The sequence below is a fragment of the Njordella aestuarii genome (assembly GCF_056494165.1).
In genome coordinates this window covers 5,150,741-5,171,147 of record NZ_CM151397.1, presented here as the reverse complement: position 1 = coordinate 5,171,147, position 20,407 = coordinate 5,150,741, and the positions used below count along the sequence as shown (strand labels likewise).

15 protein-coding genes and 1 pseudogene are annotated in these 20,407 nt (G+C 49.8%); 12 read left to right on the top strand and 4 right to left on the bottom strand.

The window, feature by feature from the left end; translation table 11 throughout:
• The first annotated feature begins 30 nt into the window (after positions 1-30).
• The 10 genes and pseudogenes from SH451x_RS20255 (at position 31) to aroA (ending at position 13,767) form a co-directional block, all read left to right on the top strand.
• Positions 31-3,417 (top strand): beta strand repeat-containing protein, encoded by a 3,387-nt coding sequence (locus SH451x_RS20255; protein WP_479358915.1) that lies wholly within the window; start codon positions 31-33, stop codon positions 3,415-3,417.
• A gap of 105 nt (positions 3,418-3,522) precedes the next feature.
• A pseudogene (locus tag SH451x_RS20250) lies at positions 3,523-3,765 on the top strand (double zinc ribbon domain-containing protein); the annotation flags it as partial.
• Between the two features lie 3 nt (positions 3,766-3,768).
• On the top strand, positions 3,769-4,353 hold the full coding sequence (locus SH451x_RS20245; RefSeq protein WP_479362923.1) for a ComF family protein: 585 nt from the start codon (positions 3,769-3,771) through the stop codon (positions 4,351-4,353).
• Between the two features lie 185 nt (positions 4,354-4,538).
• Positions 4,539-6,335 carry an ATP-binding protein gene (locus SH451x_RS20240; RefSeq protein ID WP_479358913.1) on the top strand — a complete coding sequence of 599 codons (1,797 nt, stop codon included), beginning with the start codon at positions 4,539-4,541 and terminating at the stop codon, positions 6,333-6,335.
• A 139-nt stretch (positions 6,336-6,474) separates the two neighbouring features.
• Positions 6,475-8,388: a M28 family peptidase gene (locus tag SH451x_RS20235; protein WP_479358911.1), complete on the top strand. Its 1,914-nt coding sequence runs from the start codon at positions 6,475-6,477 to the stop codon at positions 8,386-8,388.
• A 206-nt stretch (positions 8,389-8,594) separates the two neighbouring features.
• On the top strand, positions 8,595-9,245 hold the full coding sequence (locus SH451x_RS20230; RefSeq protein WP_479358910.1) for an OmpH/Skp family outer membrane protein: 651 nt from the start codon (positions 8,595-8,597) through the stop codon (positions 9,243-9,245).
• A 56-nt stretch (positions 9,246-9,301) separates the two neighbouring features.
• On the top strand, positions 9,302-10,177 hold the full coding sequence (gene lpxC, locus SH451x_RS20225; protein ID WP_479358908.1) for a UDP-3-O-acyl-N-acetylglucosamine deacetylase: 876 nt from the start codon (positions 9,302-9,304) through the stop codon (positions 10,175-10,177).
• 94 nt (positions 10,178-10,271) lie between these two features.
• A complete protein-coding gene (gene lpxA, locus SH451x_RS20220) occupies positions 10,272-11,078 on the top strand; it encodes an acyl-ACP--UDP-N-acetylglucosamine O-acyltransferase (protein WP_479358907.1) in 807 nt (268 codons plus the stop codon).
• Positions 11,075-12,163, top strand: coding sequence for a Gfo/Idh/MocA family oxidoreductase (locus tag SH451x_RS20215; RefSeq protein ID WP_479358905.1), 1,089 nt, complete (start codon positions 11,075-11,077; stop codon positions 12,161-12,163). The genes lpxA and SH451x_RS20215 overlap by 4 nt, the downstream gene beginning before the upstream one ends.
• Before the next feature lie 278 nt (positions 12,164-12,441).
• Positions 12,442-13,767 carry a 3-phosphoshikimate 1-carboxyvinyltransferase gene (aroA, locus tag SH451x_RS20210; RefSeq protein WP_479358904.1) on the top strand — a complete coding sequence of 442 codons (1,326 nt, stop codon included), beginning with the start codon at positions 12,442-12,444 and terminating at the stop codon, positions 13,765-13,767.
• A 26-nt stretch (positions 13,768-13,793) separates the two neighbouring features.
• On the opposite strand, the gene SH451x_RS20205 is transcribed toward aroA, so the two are convergent.
• Positions 13,794-14,075, bottom strand: coding sequence for a hypothetical protein (locus SH451x_RS20205; protein WP_479358902.1), 282 nt, complete (start codon positions 14,073-14,075; stop codon positions 13,794-13,796).
• A gap of 509 nt (positions 14,076-14,584) precedes the next feature.
• On the opposite strand from SH451x_RS20205, the gene SH451x_RS20200 reads away from it, so the two are divergent.
• Together SH451x_RS20200 and SH451x_RS20195 are read left to right on the top strand one after the other, a co-directional pair.
• Positions 14,585-15,352, top strand: a complete 768-nt coding sequence (locus tag SH451x_RS20200; protein WP_479358900.1) for a glucosamine-6-phosphate deaminase — start codon at positions 14,585-14,587, stop codon at positions 15,350-15,352.
• Between the two features lie 31 nt (positions 15,353-15,383).
• A complete protein-coding gene (locus SH451x_RS20195; RefSeq protein ID WP_479358899.1) occupies positions 15,384-16,289 on the top strand; it encodes an N-acetylglucosamine-6-phosphate deacetylase in 906 nt (301 codons plus the stop codon).
• Here SH451x_RS20195 and SH451x_RS20190 read toward each other — a convergent pair.
• From SH451x_RS20190 to SH451x_RS20180, 3 genes are all read right to left on the bottom strand, one after another.
• Complete coding sequence (locus tag SH451x_RS20190) at positions 16,286-17,974, bottom strand: AsmA family protein (protein WP_479358898.1); 1,689 nt, start codon at positions 17,972-17,974, stop codon at positions 16,286-16,288. The genes SH451x_RS20195 and SH451x_RS20190 overlap by 4 nt on opposite strands.
• Positions 17,974-19,095, bottom strand: coding sequence for a DUF2062 domain-containing protein (locus tag SH451x_RS20185; protein WP_479358897.1), 1,122 nt, complete (start codon positions 19,093-19,095; stop codon positions 17,974-17,976). Before SH451x_RS20185 ends, SH451x_RS20190 begins: the two co-directional genes overlap by 1 nt.
• A gap of 350 nt (positions 19,096-19,445) precedes the next feature.
• The gene (locus SH451x_RS20180) at positions 19,446-20,399 is read right to left on the bottom strand and encodes an SMP-30/gluconolactonase/LRE family protein (protein ID WP_479358896.1); all 954 of its coding nucleotides are present in this window, start codon (positions 20,397-20,399) and stop codon (positions 19,446-19,448) included.
• Positions 20,400-20,407: the final 8 nt, after the last annotated feature.

The following is a 20,407-nucleotide window of genomic DNA, read 5'->3' as shown; positions in this document are numbered from 1 at the left end:
CTGCGGCGGAATCAGTGCAAGAATTCCATAGTGAAGCAGAAACTTAAGTTGCTTCGCAAAAAAATAATTGCACCAACGGCCTGCTGCGTTAACGTTGGCTTGGCTCTCGGCCTTTCATCGACCGCATTATCTCAGACAAATACAACTTGGAATGGAGGCAACGGCGATTGGAGTGATCCAGCCAATTGGAGCAGTGGCGTACCCCATAACTTTGGAACCACATGGAACGTGTTCATTGATGGCGGAGCTGCGGGAGGATCGAGCGTATTGCTGAACCAGAACGCGACGATCAACCAGCTGAACATTTCAGCCGGAGATCTGCTCGATATTGCAGACTCACGCACGCTGATAATTATACGGAATGCCCAGCTGGGCTCAGGAGAACTGCACAACGACGGCACAGTCAACGTTGCGGGAACGGGGAGTTCTACGCTACTGAATTTCTCCGGCGCAACTTCAATTGATGGATCTGGAACCCTGTTCTTATTCGGCGGACCGAACTCACGGATCGGTGGCTCGGGTGTGCTTACCCACGGCGCAAATCACACAATCCAAGGCACCGGAAATCTTGGCAATGGTGCGCTGAGCATTATCAATAACGGTACCATCCAAGCAGGAGCGGGGGATTTGCTGCTGATCGATCCAGTTAATCTGGGGACTTTCAGCCCCTCGTTTGTGAACGGCGGTCTTGTACGAGCATTTGACGGGGGCGTGATAAACCTCACCGGTGCGGGATTCGGGGAATTTGGAGGCAGCGGTGTGTACACTGCTGATGTTGGTTCAACCATCAATTTGGTAGGAGGAGCGATTGCGCGAAACACCAACTTTTCAACTATTGGAAACGGCGAGATCCGGGTGCTTAGCGGGAGTAACGCTACATTACAAAATGTTACGCTTGATGGACTTCTGATTCGAGAAAACAACGGCAACGTGACAGTAGTTTCGGCGTTGGTTAATTCCGGGGCAATCGTACTCGATGGAAGTGGCCAAACGACTTCGCTCAATGTCTCGGGAACAGTTGATTTGTCGGGCGGAGGTTCACTACAGCTCGTTGGCGGAGACAATACACGAATCGCCGGTAGTGGAATACTAAACAATATTGACAACACGATCTCTGGTTCGGGTAATCTTGGCGGCAACACGATCGAAGTGAATAGTCAAGGTATAATTCAAGCCGGAGCTGGTGAGTCGTTGCTGATCGATCCTCGGAATAATGGCACCGGTATCAGCGCATTCAACAATCACGGCATAGTACGAGCAGTCGACGGAGGCATCGTCACGCTGACCGGTAGTGGGTTCGGTGAATTTTCTGGCACAGGGAGTTATGTCGCCGAAGATGGCTCCCGCATCGACCTTACAAACGATTCCATTTCAAGGAATACAGATTTTATAACGAATGGTTCAGGCGTTATTCGCGCCGTCGCAGGAACGGACTCACTGTGGGAGAATGTTTCTTTTTCAGGCAACTTCGTTCGCGAAAATAATGGCGCGATTCGAGTTGTTTCAAGTCTAGAAAACGCCGGAATCTTGCGACTTGAAGGGACTGGAGATGCGACTTCACTGTCTCTTACTGGCAGTACAATTCTCAATGGAGCAGGTTCGATCCAAATGTTCGGCGGCGACAATACACGGATCAACGGCGTTGGTACGCTTACTAATGTCGACAATACCATTTCAGGATCCGGTGTTCTTGGCGCCAACCAGCTTGAAGTGATTAATCAAGGAACCATTCAAGCTGGATCTGGCGATAGTATGACAATTGACCCTCGAAATAACGGTACTAATAACATCGCATTTAACAATCAGAACTTAGTCCGTGCGTTTGATGGCGGGCAAATCGATTTGACTGGGAATGGTTTCGGAGAGTTTGGCGGTACTGGTGTCTATTCGGCGGAAGACAACTCAACTCTTCGTTTGCTCAATGGTGCAATCGTTCGCGATACGAACTTTACAACCAGTGGTACCGGAGAAATCGTCGTCGAAGCAGGACATAGCGCGACGCTTGACAACGTCTCCTTGGCTGGAAATCTTGTGCGAGAAAACGACGGTACGCTGAACATTACAGCGGGAATCGAGAATTCGGGAGACATTCACCTGAATGGTTCGGGAAGTGCGACAACTCTTGCCATCTCAGGGCAAGTGACGGTCAACGGAGGTGGAACAATTAGGATGTCGGGCGGACCGACGACGCGGATCAGTGGATCTGGCACTTTCGACAATGTTGATAACACGATTTCAGGTTCCGGGAATTTCGGCAGCAACGCCATCGCCATCAACAATTCCGGCGTAGTACAAGCCGGAGCGGGCGAGGCAATGACAATAGACCCGCGAAACAATGGAACCGGTAACGTAGCTTTCGAAAACACTGGCACCGTACGCGCAGTCGATGGCGGCACCATTACGATGACCGGTAGTGGTTTCGGCGAATTCGGTGGTAATGGAAACTACGAGGCGATCAATGGCGGAAGTTTGATCTATGACGAAAACGCTATTCAACAAAACCTTGTTTCAGGAGTTCTGCAGTCAGGCCAGTGGCATGTCGTCGACGAGGGATCGGGGACTGCGATTCGAATGCGGAACAATACAATTGCACCAGTACAAACTATTGGAGCTAACGCATCGGTCGAGTTAAGTGGCGTTGATTCGAATTTCACCTTCCAAACCGCCAACTTGTCAATCGATAGCTCGCTGAAGAGTGTTCAAGGGAATCTGATTCTTGCCAATGGTCGTTCGATGACGCTAGCGAATCAGCTCGAAAATTCTGGAAATATCTCGATTAACGGTGCGGCAACGTCGCTTTCCGTTACAGGTGATTTTTCACAAAGCGGCGGCGTGATAACTTTGAACAATTCTACACTTGAGTTTCTGGGACAATCCAATGTTGCAACTGGAGGAATAATTACGGGAACAGGGCAAATAGTCGGCGACTTGAGTTTCAACAACACCGCCGTTATTGCACCAGGTTCTTCACCAGGCTTACTGAGCTTTGACGGAGATTTGAGTTGGGGGGCTGGTGGTATAGTTGCGTTCGACCTTGGGCCCACTGCGTTTGAGTCGGACTTTATTAGTATCACAGGCTCACTCTTGAAAAATGGCATGGGAGATTATGCATTTGAGTTTCTGGATAACGGTTGGGTCGTAGGGCAGACTTACGATTTGATACAGTTCGACGCGACAAATTTCCAGTTGAGCGATTTCTCGGTGTTTAATAGTGAAATGATCGTTGGGAACTTTGGTTTCAGCGGCGGAAACACCCTGCAATTTACCGTCGCGTCTGCCGTACCTGAACCTAGCTCATTCGTTTTGCTAGTATTGGCAGCAAGTACCTGGAAGCTAAATCGCCGTAGGAAGCGATTTGGGAAGTCAGGCCCGAGGTCAATCGAAGCCTCCTGCCATCCTGACTGCGAGAGCACTTAGGCGGAAATCTCACTCGTGCGCTTTAGTAAGACGCTAGTTGCCAGGTGAATTCCAGAACGTTAGATTGATCTCTTCATGGTAGGCGGGCTATGGCGAGATTGGTGAATGAACGCCGAATTAAATCATTCGAATCAGCGAATTTTTTCTGTTGCAACGCTGCAAGCGGCGTTGCTTTCGTTACGAGCAACTCTTTATCCGCCGCGATGCCAGTCGTGCAGTAAGCCAACTCTCAACGCTCGAGCGTTCTGCTGTGATTGCGAACAAAAGATAGAATTCATTCATAATCCTTGTAATCGGTGTGGCGCTCCTTTGCACGCCACTCAAGTACAAAGTAAAAAACGGCAGAAGTGTATGCATTGTCGCAAAGGAGATTGGCCTTCCGACCAAGTCTTTTGTGTGTGTACTTACGAAGGAGTTGTCAAGCAATCTGTGATTCGCATGAAACAACCGGGGTCTGAAGTCTTGGGAGTGTACTTTGGAAAGTTACTGGCAGATTTTTCACGGGAGCAGATTGAATGGGGAAAGATCGATGCAATTCTAACCGTCCCGCAACATTGGAAGAAACGGATTCGCGTTCGTCACAATTCATCTGAGGTTTTGAGCGAACAGGTAGCAAAGCATCTCAAAATTAAACTGTATCGATCTGGCTTGCGACGTTTGCGAGAGGCAACCAAACAAGGTCTGCTGGCGCGACGGGATCGCGCAAGCAATATTGCTGGAGCTTATGGAATAAGTCCAAGATTCGACGTAGCGGGTAAAAGCTTCGTTGTTGTTGATGACATCGTCACGACCGGCGCGACAGCCGCAGCAATCAGTCGACCTCTAAAGGAAGCCGGTGCCGCACATATCTATTTTTTAGCTGTTGCTAGAGGAGTTAACGCTTCGCAAAAGAGCGTTGTCAAACCGCGTTTGTCACCAGGAAATGCCATTGTGTAAACACATCTGCTGAATTCTCGGATGCCTTTCGCAAGTGATTGCAACCGTCGACCTTGAAGTCGATCGCGATTGCAACGATAATGCGTAAGTCGATTATCTTGTGCTTCTAAATTGAATCGTTGTTCATTGCAAATGGGCGACTGGTGACGATAGTGAAGTCTTTCTAAGACTGTGAAATGTTTTAAATGCCACATCTGGTCATACTTCAAGGTCCTGATACGGATCGACGCATCGACTTGCAGTTGGGTGAAGTAGTCATCGGTCGAAGTCCACGTTGCGATGTCGTTTTAAATGACCGCGAAGTGTCCCGGCGACACGTTTCAATTCTGACAACGGAAGAAAGCGTCCAACTAGAGGATCTAGGCAGCAGCAATGGGACGCAGGTAAATGGCCGGAGTGTGGGAACATGCATTCTGCAAGACCGCGATCGAGTTCAAATCGGGCGCAATCTTCTGTTGTTCTCCTTCGACGAAATCGTTCGGCCGACCAACGAGGGCTCGTCCTCGCAAAGCATCGACGACGATAGTTTCGCTGTGCATATCGTTCCTGAAGATAGCGAAGGCGAAGCTGTCGAAGAAAGCTTGTCGCAGATCCGTTATGTGTACGGAAGTTCCGAAGCGGCTGATAGCTCTTGGCGAAAAGCACCTGCTGACGAGGTCAAGGCCGAACGGTCGGTCGATGTAACAACGGCCGTGCCTGTGCATTCGGATCAGTATTGGCAAATGATGTATCGCGCTGTGATGCAGATTTCGCATACGGGTGACCTGCCAGATTTAGTCGATCGCATTTTGGAGATGATTGTCCAATGGATCCAGTGCGATCGAGCCTGCATCTTGCTTTCCGATCCAGTGACGAATCGCCTGATGCCGGTCGGACGGAAGGACCGCAAACGCAACGCGGACATATCGTCGTTGGAGATTAGCCAGACGATTCTAGATTATGTACTTGAGAAGAGAGAGGGCGTATTGACCAGCGATGCGTTGCAAGACAGTCGTTGGGACACCAGCGCCAGTATTTCAAGAGCCGGCGTGCGCGAGGCCATCTGTGTTCCGATGCCGGGTCGCCACGGAATGGTAGGGGTGATTTACATCGACACCGCAAGCTCGGCTGGCAGAATGACGTTGGATTCCAGCGGTGAACTGCTAAACAGCGAGCACCTTAAGTTACTGAGCGCAATTGCTCATCATGCAGCGCTTGTTGTCGAAGACGTGTACAACTACCGCGCGATGCTGCAGTCCGAAAGGCTAGCCACTATGGGCACCGTCATTGCTACGATTTCACACCACATTAAGAATATTTTGCAAGGAATCGAAGGCGGAAGTTATCTGGTCAACGATGCCCTGAAGCGGACAGATTTAGATGCCGTCAAAAATGGATGGAAGGTAGTCGAGAAGAATCAGACTCGAATTAAAGCGTTAGTGCTAGACATGCTCGCCTATAGCAAAGAGCGACGGCCCATGTTGTGCGAACAAGATATGAACTTTATCGTGGCTGAAGTTGTTGAACTTGTGGAGGCTAATGCGCAGGACCAAGGCGTCGAGCTTCGATTCTTGCCCGCTCCGACTCCGGCGTATATCTACGGTGAGTCCGAAGCTCTATATCATGCGATCCTGAATCTGATTACGAATGCAATCGATTCTTGCGTTTCGCGACGTAAGGCGGATAGAGATGAAAAGTACCTTCCGCAGGTCACGGTCAAGATTCAAGCCACGCAATCGCTTGTCGAGACGGCAGTGATTGACAACGGTCAAGGACTTCGTGAGGATCAAATTGATCGCCTGTTCGTCGCATTTGAATCGACCAAAGGAGCCGGTGGAAGCGGTCTGGGTTTGGCGGTCAGCAAGAAGATCGTCAATGAACATGGCGGTCATATCAGTGTCGAAAGTGAACTCAACAAAGGTACTTGTTTCACTGTTCAGCTACCCATCGATTCTGATCGAGAAAGCAACCGCAGTACGAGCGACAACACGCTGACTCTGTAGGATGGATCTACCTGCAAAGTGAACAACGGTGGGGAAAGCGACCCTGACGATTTGGTATGGAACAAACTGGCCAAATTCGCATAATAATTACCGGTGTCAAAAATCGGTGCACGATACGACTGACGGAATTTGATAACGGATGCTCTCACCTCGAATTCTCAGTCTTCTTTTCATATTTCTTGCGGTTTGCAGTCCGTTGACGTTGGCTGAAGGGACGTTCAGCGACAATCGGTCTGCCTTTGAGACTGAAGCATCGACTGACGGCACGCTCGTTCAAGCCCAGTCAGCGGAAGAGCGAATTGCGGACGCGGTCCGTTATCTGGCCTCGGATGAGTTGGAAGGGCGAGGAATTGGAAAAGAAGGGCTTGCCAACGCTGCCCAGTTCATCGCAAACAGCTTTTCTGATGCAGGCTTACGAGTCGATTTGTGGGACGGTACGCCTTACCAAACGTTTCGCGTGAGCGGCATGAGCCGAGTGACATCGTCGCAACGCAACCGCCTTCAATTCTCGGCAGGAGCGAAATCAAAAACGTTGGAACTTAACCAAGAATTTCGTCCCATGGCGATTGGTAAGAATGCCACTTTTTCAGGAGGTTTAGCCTTTGTCGGCTACGGCATCCAAGCGCATGGAGAAGGTTGGTCCTATGATGAGTATGCCGATGTAGACGTTCGCGGCAAGGCAGTCATTATTCTGCGCAAAGAACCCCAGCAAGCAGACCCGAACAGTCCGTTCGACGGTCAGCAGACAACAAAGCATTCTTTTTTCGCGAATAAAATAAGCATTGCGTACGAGCACGGTGCGGCTGCGGTGTTGTTTGTGAATGATTTTGTAAGCTTGCAAGGCGGCAACTCAACGAACTCGCGCGATACTTTGCCTCCCTCGGAAGCTGCCGGAAAATCTACCAATGATGCAGCTATCCCCGTGTTTTTTCTCACTCGCCAGGTCGTCCAGGATCTTTTTGATCTTGCCCAAAGCAATGTGCGGCTCGATCAAATTGAAGAAAAGATTGACGCCGAACTCACCCCGCAGTCTTTCGAGCTACCGTCAATTGAAGTTGATGGTGAATCGGAGATTATCAATCAAGATGTGCTGACGTCGAACGTCGTGGGCGTTTTGCCGGGCGCTGGCTCGCTGGCCGAACAAGCGATTGTGATCGGAGCGCACTATGATCACGTCGGCATGGGAGAATATGGATCGCTGGCTCCCGGTGTTACGGAGATTCACAATGGAGCCGACGATAACGCGTCTGGCACTGCGGCATTGATGGAGCTGGCTAGGCGTTTTCAAAATTCCCGATCGGATGCAACGGGCGATTATCGAAAGATTATCTTCATTGCATTCTCGGGTGAAGAGCGCGGGCTACTCGGAAGCAAATATTATGTTCAGCACCCAGTTGCCGAATTGTCGCAGACGGTGGCTATGTTGAATATGGACATGGTTGGGCGGCTAGGAAACAATGAAATCATTGTCTATGGCACCGGCAGTTCACCCCGTTTCCCAGGGATAGTTCGAGAAAGTTCAGAGAAGGCTGGTTTGATAGCAAATCAGCAACGGCCTGCGATGGGCCCCAGCGATCACCAGCCCTTTTTCGAAAACGGCGTCCCCATCCTTCACTTTTTTACGGGAATCCACCCTCAATATCATCGGCCTTCGGATGATTTTGAAAAAATAAATACATCCGGCATCGTCCGAATAACCGATATGGTTTACCAACTGGCCGATCAGCTTGCCAGCCAACCCGATCGACCAGGATATGTTCGAGTGGGAGGGCGGGCAAACATTCAGATTCCAAGTAACGAGCAAGGACGACTTGGAATTCGATTGAGCGGAACTGCGGAGAATGCTTTTGTACAAGAAGTTGTTCGCGGTGGAGCGGCCGACGAAGCCGGAGTGCAAGTCTCTGACGTTGTGATACAGATTGACGGACAATCGATCGCGACCAGTACCGACTTGCTTGAGAAAATGAAAGATTATATGCCTGCGGATATCGTGCAACTGCGAGTTCTGCGGGGAGAAAAGTCGTTAGAAATTCCTGTCCAATTAGGACATTAATCGAAGATTGGTCTTCACCTGGATTCTCGAAATCCGCTATTTACGCAGATCGTGGATCTAGGCACAATTTGTTTGAGTTCACGGATCTTTGCAATGAGCCAAGGTTTGGCGAGTTGTTGAGGTCGACAAAAAAACGGTGCAATGGCTGTTCAGCCATCGGCAGTTCATAAATTACTACGCTTACGCTTAGCAAGGAGTGCTGAACAGTGCGTATCTGGAAAACATTTGCATTGGCGGCTTTATTGGCGAGTGCCCCGGCATTTTCCACCACCACATTCGCTCAAGGAGCGGCACCGACAACCGGCGCTGCCAAAATTGGCGTAGTTGACATCGGGTTCATTTTCAAGAACCATCCAACGATGAAAACTCAGATCGAGGGAATCGATGCCCAGATCAAGTCAGCCGAGGACGAAATCAATGCTCGTCGCGAAGTCGTGCTTAAGGAAATCGAAAAGCTAAAGAACTTCCGCGAGGAATCGCAGGAGTACAAGCAGTTGGAAGAAAGAATTGCGAAGCTCGAAGCTGATCTGAAGCTTGAGTTCATGCGCAAGGAAAAAGAATTTGCTGAATCGAAGGCAAAGATCATTTTCGACGCGTACCAGAATGTACAGGGATCCGTCAAAGCGATCGCTGAACACTATGGCTTTGACGTTGTAATGCGATACAGCCAAGAAGAGATGGATTACAAGCGACCGGCGACAGTCTCGGGTGGTATCAATCGTGACATTGTTTACTTCAAGCAATCGATCGATTTGACCGGTACTGTGATGCAGATGTTGCAGCCTCAGGGAGCTACCCAAGCGGCTCAACCAGCAGCACAAAGTGCTCAGGCTCCTGGTGCAGCGCCTCGGCGTTAGTTCGTGATTACAAGTTACAGCATCTCATCTCGGCGAGCAGGTTGATAGGACAGCGAATGCAATCCAAGTCGCAACAACGGACACTGGCAGCTGCCACACATATTCGGGGAACCGGATTTTGGAGTGGTCAGCCAGTCGCCGTCAGCCTCCACCCTGCTCTCGCGGGAACAGGGATCTGCTTTTACCGAGTCGATCTGCCTGGCAGCCCGAAGATTCGCGTTTCCGTCGAAGCTGTTCAACCAACTCAGTTTCGAACCAGACTGTCACACGGTATGGCATCGGTAGATATGACGGAACATTTGATGTCAGCGCTTTATGCTGCTGGTGTTGATAACTGTCGTGTCGAATGCGATGCGCAAGAGTTGCCAGCGCTCGATGGTAGTGCACTTGGCTACCTTCAAGCCATCGACAAAATAGGCACTGTCGCTCAGGCGGCCGAGTCCAATGTGTTCGCGATTCAAGACGCGATCCGAATCGGAGACGATCGAAACTGGATTATCGCGATGCCCAGCGACGACCAACAGTTGCATCTCGAATATCGCTTAGACTATGGACCTGGAAGTGTTATCGCACCCAGTTCCTATAAAACTATTTTGAACCAAGCTGTCTTTGCAGAGCAGATTGCAGCTGCGAGGACTTTCGTCACCCAAAACGAGGCACTGCACATCCGTTCGTTAGGCCTTGCAGAACATGTATCGTATAGCGACTTGCTGGTTTTCGATGAGAACGGGCCAATCGATAACGAACTGCGGTATCAGAACGAATGTGCGCGTCACAAGTTACTCGATTTGATCGGCGACCTTGCACTCTCCGGCTTGCGAATCAGCGGAAGAATCATAGCAAGCCGCAGTGGCCATGCATTGAATGCAAAAATGGCTTCTGCGATTTTAAAACAATACAATTGCACACACGTTTCGTTAGCGGCTGCATAACAAATAACACAGAACACGATTAAGCAAATAATGATACCTCGTGCGAGTGCTACAAAAGGATTGCCTGCCAAACACTAGTGGCTGAGAAAGAACTATGCCAACCATCATTGCACACACAGCCGTTGTTGACCCACGAGCCGAAATTGGCGAAGGCGTACGCATCGGTCACCATTGCGTTATTGGCCCCAACGTTCGTATCGGTTCGGGTACGCGCCTAGAAAACAATGTGACGCTGACGGGGCATACTACGATTGGAAGTGACAATCATTTCTTCCCTGGTTGCGTCATTGGTGCTGAACCTCAAGATATCTCCTATCAAGGTAGCCCAACACAAGTTATTATCGGAGACCGAAACGTGTTCCGCGAATCGGTTACCGTCAACAGAGGTACCGAAAAAGATGACGGTATCACTTCGCTTGGTAACGATTGCTACCTTATGACCTGTGCACACGTTGCACATGATTGTCGCGTCGGCGACCGAGTGATCATGGCAAACAATGTGATGCTTGGTGGTCACGTTTGTGTAGAACATGACGCAACGCTCAGTGGCGGAGTCGCAGTACATCATTTTGCTTCGATTGGCTGCTACAGCTTTGTCAGCGGACTTTCGCGTGTTTTGCAAGATGTACCACCATATATGCTCGCCGAAGGTTTCCCTGCTCGACCACGTTGTGTAAACATTGTGGCACTCAAGCGGAAGAGCTTTTCAACAGAAGCGATTCGCGCCATCAGCGAAGCTCACAAACTGATTTATCGCTCTAAAGTCGGCTTGAAGCACGCACGTGAAATTCTGGTCGGCAATGGACAATTCTTGGACGAAATTCAAGTTCTTTTTGACTTCATTGACAACTCGTCAGTAGGTCGACATGGTCGCGGACGCGACCGGAGGAAAGCAGCGTGACAGCAATCCGTTGTGCAGTAATCGGTACCGGGCATTTAGGTAAAATACATGCTGGTTTGCTTCGTAAGATGCAACTAGAAACCGGCGCCGTCGAACTATGTGCCGTGGTCGACAGCGAACTATCGCGAGCTAGCCAAGTTGCCGGCATGTTTCACACGACGGCAATCGATGACTACCACAAAGTCTTGCAAGACATTGATGCGGCAATTATTGCGACTCCGACGACTTCGCACCGATCAATTGCCAGCGACCTGATGAACGCCGGCAAGCATTGCTTTGTTGAAAAGCCTCTCGCGTGCGACATGATGGAATGCCGCGAACTGAATCGTATCGCTGCAGAAAAGCAACTAACGCTACAAGTTGGACACGTTGAGAACTTCAATCCAGTTTGGAAAGGCATGCGGTCGCAACTTAGTGGCGTCAAATTTATCGACGCCGTACGTAGCGGGACTTACACGGGTCGCAGCACCGATATCGGTATCGTGATGGACCTCATGATACACGACCTTGATCTCATTGCTGAAGTCGTAGATTCTTCAGTCGAACGAGTTTCGGCGTTCGGGTTCAACGTTCTGTCGCGTCACGAAGATTTTGCGGAAGCTCATATACACTTTCGCAATGGAGCGATCGCCCGCGTACGAGCCAGCAGACTCGATGAGCATCTGCAACGAACCTTCACCGCATACTGTGAGCAAATGGTAGCTCACTTAGACTTTGCAAATGGAACGGCCCGAGTCTCGGAACTACAGCGGACTGCGGTGGGTGAATACGCAGATGCACTACCCTACGACGCACGGATGCGAGTCAAGGAAAGCCTGTTCACAGACTGGATGCCGACTCGTGAAATTTCGTTTACTGCGGAAAACGCGATTGAACAAGAATTAAAAGACTTCGTTTCGGCAATCAACTATAAAGTCCAGCCGCTGGTAAACGGAACGCGAGGCATGCGCGCCGTAATCATGGCGGAACAAATCCTCTCTGCTATCGAGCATTCACGGTCCAAGACATCGTCGCAGGCTCTAGCCGACGAAGCGGTCTTAACATTCCAAAAGCCCTTGACGCTGCCACTCCGAAGTGCTGCGTAAGATATTTCTTGGCGTCTTTATTTTACAATCTCGCCTTCAGGCGGCAACGCACAGCATAAGTGCAAAACAAGGCCGCCTAAATCGGTATTGCGAACGTTGGCGGCACTACGAACAGGGCAGTTAAACCGTGTTTTTCCCCTGGCGGGACGTCTTGCGGGAGAATTTCATCGTACTTTCTATCGCGCCGACGAATTTAGCCCCATCACGACTTGAGCATGTGCCGGTAATCGGCTATCGATGTAGCCTTTACCGCTTCTCGCCCGCTATTCGCCAAGTCCATGAACGCCGCTACTTCTAGCCAAGCCGTCTGTTTTGTTCCCAAAGGCGTTCTCCAGGGACATATCACCCCGCCGGGGTCCAAGAGTATTTCGAATCGCGCACTGATCTGTGCGGCGTTGGGGACCGGTGTGTGTCGCTTGCAGAACATGTTAATCAGCGAAGATACCGAAGTGATGATTGACGCTTGGCGGCAACTCGGACTGCGGATCGACTTCGATCCTGTTAGTAAAGAGTGCGTTGTTCATGGCTGCAATGGCAGCTTGCCAAACAAGAGCGGCGAAATCTACGTCGCCAACAGCGGCACCACAATCCGCTTTCTAACGGCAGCGCTCGCCGCCTGCGAGGGGCAATTCAAGCTGGATGGCGTTGCTCGAATGCGTGCTAGACCAATCGGCGATTTAATTAGTGCCTTGCGTGAACTTGGAGCCGATATTGAAAGTGTCAACGAAGAAAACCCCCAGTGCCCTCCACTGTTCTTGAAAGCTAAAGGCTTAACATCTGGTACAGTCCAAGTTCCTGGTGACGTGTCCAGCCAATTTTTAAGTGGTCTGATGATGGCCGCTCCTTACGCACAAGGCACAGTTCAGATTCAAGTCGCTGGCCAATTGGTGTCAAAGCCGTACGTTGCGATGACCGTGGCTGTGATGAAAAGTTTCGGTGTAGACGTTGCTGTCTCTGACGAATGCTACAGCATTGATGGACCGCAGCATTATCATGCGGAACAGTACGTAATCGAACCAGATGCCTCCGCTGCCAGCTACTACCTGGCTGCGGCTGCGATTACGCGCGGTGAAGTAACTGTCCGCAATTTAGGAACTGATAGCCTGCAGGGAGATGTCAAGTTCGCAGATGTCCTGCGTGAGATGGGATGCGAAGTGGAAGTTGCCAACGATTGGATCTTTGTCAGAGGAAAGAATTTGCGTGGCATCGACATCGATATGAATTCGATCAGCGACACAGTGCAGACTTTGGCAGCGGTAGCACTTTTCGCGGAAGGGCCGACGCGGGTGCGGGGCGTTGCGCACAATCGATTCAAAGAGACGGACCGAATTGCAGATCTGGCTCGCGAGTTACGCCGTGTTGGGGCTGAAGTGGACGAGCACGCCGATGGTTTGACTATTACGCCCAAAACAACCATGCCCGCGACTGTTGAGACATACAATGACCATCGGATGGCCATGAGCATGTCACTGGTAGGTTTGAGGCAACCCGAGATTTGGATTACCAATCCAGGCTGCACTGCCAAAACCTATCCTCATTTTTTCGAAGACATGCAACAGTGCTTTGGATTGGATATTCAACGCTCCGGGGCCGCATCGCAATGAGCCATCTGAAAGAGATGAGCTCTGTCCTAACGCGATACTGCCAAGTTGCGGACGGGACGGTAGTACGCGTCCACTTCTTCCAAAAGGCGATCAATTTTTTCTTCGAGTAACTGATCCTCATCCGTGGAACGGTCTTGAGGAGGCGTTGCTCGGAACTCAGCCGAACAGTGACTGCACGCGACGGAACGGCCAATCAAATTGACCGATATCTCGAGCATTCGACCACACGTTGGGCATGGACGGGTGAATCTAACTGTTGAGGTCACGCGATACTCCTTCAAAGCTTCGGTAAGTGACGCAAGAGCCATCCGATAAACCCTCGAGCCGTAGATACCTGCCGTCTGACGTATGCAGAATCCCATCTGCTGTGAATGAAGAAGCAATATTATGCAAATTATTCCGCTCTAGAGAACATCTAAAGTGCAATAAACGACTATTGATCATGAAAATTTAACTTAGATTGTAAGCAATACACGGTGCTACGGACGAGTCGTAGCCTCTATAGCAATAATTAGGCCGCACAACTTGCCCTCGAGCGTTACCGTCATAAACTCGCAGGATTTCGCGGCAAATTGTTTTTGGAAACGCATCGCTTGCTGGGTGGCTGCACAAATATTGAGCTACTTCGTACCTTGAAGTGATGAAATTTCTATCAGCCTAACTAAGCCCTCCGATTCCAGGCTGGCTAGAGCCGGTTTGAACCCAAAATTCTCTTCAACAGGAATGACACCGGGCGGCGAGAAATAGTTCAGCGCGGTATCCTGGGACGTTGTTAAAAAGATTTTATTAACGGTAACTTTTCGAAGGCAAACTAAGAGTGGAAATTCAGATTCTCTCCAACCGCCAGGAGCTGGGCATCGCGGCCGCTAGACGTGCGGCAGACGAGATCCGAAGTTCAATCGAGGCCAAAGGTGAGGCCCGGATCATTGTAGCTACGGGGTCCAGCCAGTTCGAAGTTCTCGAGCAACTTTGCAATGCTCATTCAATCGATTGGGCATGCGTTGATGCCTTTCATCTTGACGAATATATCGGTCTGGACGATCAACATCCGGCTTCTTTCTGCCGTTACTTGCGTGAGCGTTTCGCATCACGAGTCCCTCTTCGATCGATGCATTTTCTTTCAGGGGTAAACAACCCAGACGAAGTATGCATACTGACCGGCATCGCAATCCAGCATTCACCTATTGATGTTGCTCTGATCGGTATTGGCGAGAACGGCCATCTGGCGTTCAATGATCCTCCTGCTGATTTTGCAACGCTTGAGCCATATTGCGTTGTGGAGCTGGACCAAGCCTGCCGAGAACAACAGGTTGGAGAGGGATGGTTTGCTTCGCTGGATGAAGTGCCAAAGCGAGCAATCAGCATGAGCGTTCAGCAAATTCTAGCTTCCAAGTCGATAATTTGCAGTGTGCCCGATATGCGAAAGTCAATCGCTGTAGCGGCCGCAGTTGAAGGACAAGTCACGCCTATGGTTCCTGCGTCAATACTGCAGCAACACGCCAACACTTATCTGTTTTGTGACATCGATTCTGCGAGCAAATTGTCTCAAACAAACAAATCGAATGTTCGTGAAATAACAAACTGAGCATACTCGATACAGAGCAAGAGAAGAAACGATGAAGTATGTCGATCTGCAAATCAATGGTTGCTTCGGAGTCGACTTCAATGATGACTTTCTCTCCCAAGAAGAGTTTTGTTTCGCATGCGAAAAATTGCTAGAGTCCAATACGGATGGTTTTTTGGCAACCATCATAACGGACAACATGGAATCGATGTTGCGTCGATTAAAGAACGTAGCGCAATACCTGGATGCTTCTTCCCAAGAAAAGACGAACTGTTTGGGTATACACGTGGAAGGCCCGTTCTTATCCAGTGAAGCGGGCTTTGTTGGTGCCCATCCAGCACAATACACATGCGACGCCAACAAGGACGATGCTCTCCGGTTGCTGGATGCTGCCGGAGGTTACTTGAAGTTGCTAACGCTTGCGCCAGAGCGTGATCCGGGCGGTTTCGTTACCAAGATATTTACCGATGCGGGTGTCGTGGTGTCGGCGGGACATACAGATGCCTCTCGCGAGCAAATTACGCAGTGCGTTGATCAGGGATTGGCGATGATTACACACTTAGGAAATGCTTGTCCAAATTTACTGCACCGGCATGATAACATCTTGTGGCGTTTGTTGAGCGTAGGGAAAGATCTGTACGTAGGTTTGATTGCAGATCGACACCATCTACCTGTATGGCTGCTGCCAGTGTTGGTCGACTATTTTGGAACGGACCGAATAGTACTAGTTAGCGATGCTATCAGTGCCGCGGGACTTGGCCCAGGCATTTATACCCTCGGAGCAAGGACGGTGACCATTGGCGAGAGCGGCGTTGCCCGAGATCTAAAGGCAGAGCATTTCGTAGGCGCGACCGCACTCTTAACGACTGCAGAAGAAGTCATGCGGGAGCGTGGCTACAGTGAATCGTGCTTAAAGAAAATGCTGCATGACAACGCACGCTCACTGCTACGATGCTAAGGCAGCCGAGCGGTGCGGACATTTTGCGGCGATAAATGCCGGACGAACAACTGGTGCTGTGTAGAGAGAGAACTCTTAACTTCCTGCAGACGCTTATCAAGTAACTGCAGTTCTTGCTCGAGTGCAATGGTTTGAGATCGCACCGAGGCGGAAATTTGGTTTGCAGGTATCGGAACCGCGAACGCGATATTTTCATTTTCGATACGAATCAAAAGCTGATCCGCCGCAGTGTCTATGAAGTCCGCAGCAAGTTCAACAGAAAAGTCAGGAGTGTTGGACGTGTTCATGGAATATGTCAAATGGGCTGACACATTTTCAAAAGCAATCGGTTCAAGCTCCGTTGAGGTATTCGCGTCTTTACGAATTTCGATCAACTTGATTGCCTTCGCCGACCATTCCACTTCTTGGCTTCGCAATACTTCGCTTGAATGACCTTCTACGTTGAAATGATCTGCATCAATGGTCAGTTTAAAATTAGGTTCGGTTAGTAAGTCGGAAGTTAGAACGATGCCTTTCCCCGAATACTCTCCTTGCCAACTCATATTACCGTTATCAGAGACATTTCCGGTCAGCCGGGAACCGTAAACCGAATCGGTAGGCAAGGAGGATGACAGTACGATCACGAATGGTCGATTTGCGTCCTGAGTCGCTGCTGCTTCATGGCAAGTTGCATCAAAGCGAAAATCCATAAAGCCCAAATCGGTAGAGCCTCGCAACAGCACATTCTTGATCGAAGAATTTGGCTTGTGATTAAACTGTTCCCAATAATCTTCACCCCGACTTGCAGGTATCAACGCAGGCGGTTGCATCAGCTTGTTAGATGCAGTGGCGACATTATTGACGATCTGCAGTGGACCAAGCGTGCTGCGCAGTAGATAGCCCGTCAACGCGTTCCGCATAACGTCGAGATTTGCTTGAGTAATCTTTTGTTGCTTTGACTTCCACAACTGTGAGTTGGCTGATTCCGCATCAGTTAAGAATTGAAGACAGTTTCGTTCGATTGCTTTCGAGTCGGAGACTAGCTTTTGCTCCCGACTTCTTATGTCTGCCTCTACCTTTGCAATCTCAGCTTCCAGGAGTTTAATCGAGCTGATTTGGGCTTGAAGAATTTGGCGATCTCTGAGGGGATTCTCAACCACAAACCCTTGTGCATCGAAACTTCCCGCAGTGCCCGAAAGTCGGGCGATTTCGCTTTGATAGCCGACTAAGACTGTGTCCCATTCAGACTTCCAGCTAACTAGCGTGCTCTCGATAATCTTGGAAACGTCAGGGCTCTCAGGTGCAGCCGTTTCGCTGGCAAAGGAATGACTCTCACTAAGCTTTTGTAGTTCGTTTGCTTCGTTAAGGAGCAAGTTGTTAACTTGATCTAGCGCTCGAATGCTGACCCCTTCGGCCACAATTCGATCAATTTCAAACCGCCCTGACGCGAGCGCGTGGGGGCGGTGGTCTATAAAAACTTGATCGACATAAACATTTGGGAGTCCACGCGAATCGACTATTTCTAGGTCATGTAGGCTGGTGATGTTGCCAAACCGGTTCAGCTTGTAGTATCCAAGCCCAATGTCCTGCTTCAATACGTTACGCAAATGGGACTTAAGGCTTGCAAGTCCAGCAACGTAAACGGAACCGCTCAGCATTCCGAGAATAGCGATTACGCCTGCTGAACGTCTGAGCGTGCGATACATTAGCGTTCTCCCGCCTGGTCCGAGGCTTTTCTTACGCCGTTTAGGTACCCCATTAAGAACGGCAGTGCTTCACCGTTGGCAAATGTCGAATTCTCACCCAATGGCAAGCCAATCGCGTTCGCAATGGCCGCGGGCTTTATCTGCGCCGGAGCGTCGTTGCTGGTATGCTCACTACGCGTGCTTCCCGAAGGAACCGCGTTTCTTTTTGCGAAACGAATGATGTCAATGATAGTTTCTTTCACTTGATATTTCTGTCCAACAAAGTGTTTAGAATTTTTCACGCGAGGTAGAAACATGTTGGAACCATGACCGACAGGTTCGTCTTTTCTAGTCATGGAATAATTCTCAGTGGCAAAACAATCGCGGCTGAGAGCCTCATCGGAAGCAGATGATTCAATCTGCTGCCGATGCATTTCTAATAAATTTAGTGACTCATCGAAATGCTGTAAGGTTTCGGCGGTAAAGTAGTTGTCATGGCGTTGAGCGTTGGTTGCCGCCACCCAATGCTTGCTTTCGAACTGTGGACAAAGTACGGGAGAGTCAAGCTCGGTTTTGATTGCCGGTTTGATGTTCTGCCGTGTCGCAGTTTCCACATCCGCGGCCATCTCGTTTACTTCGTCGATGATCTGTCGGCCGACCATTAACTCGACATCCACGTTATCATGGACCGATATCAATTCCGGTGGTACATCAGTGGCAGGTGTGATTGCAAGATGAGCTTGTTCAATCAAAGTTGAGGCTCGCGTTCTCCAAGCTCTATTTACGCACCAATCTAGTAATAGTGCAACCGGAGCAAGTGCCGCTAGCACGATAAAATGCCCCATCACGACAGAGTTGTACCACTTGGTCAGGTACAGCAGCGGCGTATTAGACAGTAATATACCGGTGCTATGAAATCGCGGCGATTCGAGAATTTGCTTGCCCACCGGCGCAACCATCGCATCGATGCTGAATGCTGCTACGAAAAAAATTGGAGCGAATATTGCAACCCAGCGAAAGCGAAACTTAACAAACAACGGCAGCGTGCAAGCGGCCCAGAATAGGACGCTGGAGATCGGGAGCAAACCCAGGCAAGCGGCAAGCCAGATAGAACGCGAAGCACGACAAGGCTCAGACTTCATGGCGGAATTCGCTGAAGTATGCTTTGACGTTCTCAGGATTGTCGCACGTTCGGTCATAAGGACAGTTGCAAATGCAAGCACGACAATCATCTGTAATCGCTTGCGGTTCGCTGTGTTGGTGACAAAAGAGGCTATCGATTCGGAATGCTGCCAATGTGAGTTTGCAACTCTGGCGCATCAAGCTATCTCAACTAGAGATCGTCGAACGAGCGGCTTTGACTGTGAAGAAAAGTCGGATAAACCAAAGAAAGCAACCTGCGTGAGATACCGTCAACGTTGTCCAGGCAGGATAGATAAAATGCGAAGAAGCTACTTAGCGTTTTACGAGATGGTTTAAAATCGATTATTGGCTAGCTAAGTTCAAGCCGCGGGCAGTCGGTCCCACTACGAAAATCTGTATCAGCGACGAAAATCGCACCCGAAGCCGCCGATTTACTCTGTCGTTCTTGCGGCATGTGTTCAATTGCTGTCGTAATAATTAGACGCACTTTTCCGTCGAGCAAACAGAGTTGAGGGCAAGTGTTTTGAGGAGCATCGGCGGTCGTGTAAGTCGCCAGCAAGGTTCCATCGCTTAAAAGGAACTGCCGCGTTTCGCCGACTGGAGCGAAATCAGGATTGTAGAAACTGATAAAAACCGATCTTCCTTCTGGGCAGATAGTCATGCCGTCGGGGAAACCGGTTTGGTTTTTGCAATCGACGACAACGGTCCGATGGCTAACTTTTCCTGCGTCAATATCGAGATCATACGAAACAACTTCTTGCGTCGGAGTATCGATGTCGAGCAGTTTGAGTGCTCCGTTATCTTGCTTCAGCACGACCTTCCCATTGCTGCAGATCTGCTCGCCGGCAAGTTTGATAAGTTTACGATCTGCCATACGAAAGAGGTACAGCGACGCTTTCTTGGTCTTGAACTCAAGATCCTTGGTACCAAAAATCAGGTTGTTTTCAAAAATCAACCCGTCGTTGACGATTGTGCCTTCACAATCACTATCGATACCATCACACAAGACTTTCCAGGAACTATCGCGGATATCAAACAGCCCTACCTCACGTTCGCATCCAACCACGAATACGTTGTCGTCTGAAGTCGGGAAAGCGAACCCGGGTCTGCCATGCAAAACATAGGAGCGATTTGAGTTCTCTTTATAGTCGTAGATGTTCAGCGCGCCAACTTTTGATTCAGCACCATGTTGGATTGAGACCCAAGAGAAGCGGTTGTCATCCAAAGGATATGGTCCCTCTGGTAAAAATCGCAACTCCGCGTTCTCGGGTGTGAATAGCTGTTTGGCGGCTGTCGTCTTCATAATAAAGT

Bases quoted from the DNA above. Each gene is read 5' to 3' on its own strand.
- SH451x_RS20195 (WP_479358899.1), top strand. From the start codon at position 15,384: ATGAAGTATGTCGATCTGCAAATCAATGGTTGCTTCGGAGTCGACTTC.
- SH451x_RS20190 (WP_479358898.1), bottom strand. From the start codon at position 17,974: ATGTATCGCACGCTCAGACGTTCAGCAGGCGTAATCGCTATTCTCGGA.
- SH451x_RS20180 (WP_479358896.1), bottom strand. From the start codon at position 20,399: ATGAAGACGACAGCCGCCAAACAGCTATTCACACCCGAGAACGCGGAG.
- SH451x_RS20185 (WP_479358897.1), bottom strand. From the start codon at position 19,095: ATGAAGTCTGAGCCTTGTCGTGCTTCGCGTTCTATCTGGCTTGCCGCT.
- lpxA (WP_479358907.1), top strand. From the start codon at position 10,272: ATGCCAACCATCATTGCACACACAGCCGTTGTTGACCCACGAGCCGAA.
- SH451x_RS20205 (WP_479358902.1), bottom strand. From the start codon at position 14,075: ATGGCTCTTGCGTCACTTACCGAAGCTTTGAAGGAGTATCGCGTGACC.
- lpxC (WP_479358908.1), top strand. From the start codon at position 9,302: ATGCAATCCAAGTCGCAACAACGGACACTGGCAGCTGCCACACATATT.
- aroA (WP_479358904.1), top strand. From the start codon at position 12,442: ATGAACGCCGCTACTTCTAGCCAAGCCGTCTGTTTTGTTCCCAAAGGC.
- SH451x_RS20235 (WP_479358911.1), top strand. From the start codon at position 6,475: ATGCTCTCACCTCGAATTCTCAGTCTTCTTTTCATATTTCTTGCGGTT.
- SH451x_RS20245 (WP_479362923.1), top strand. From the start codon at position 3,769: ATGCATTGTCGCAAAGGAGATTGGCCTTCCGACCAAGTCTTTTGTGTG.
- SH451x_RS20240 (WP_479358913.1), top strand. From the start codon at position 4,539: ATGCCACATCTGGTCATACTTCAAGGTCCTGATACGGATCGACGCATC.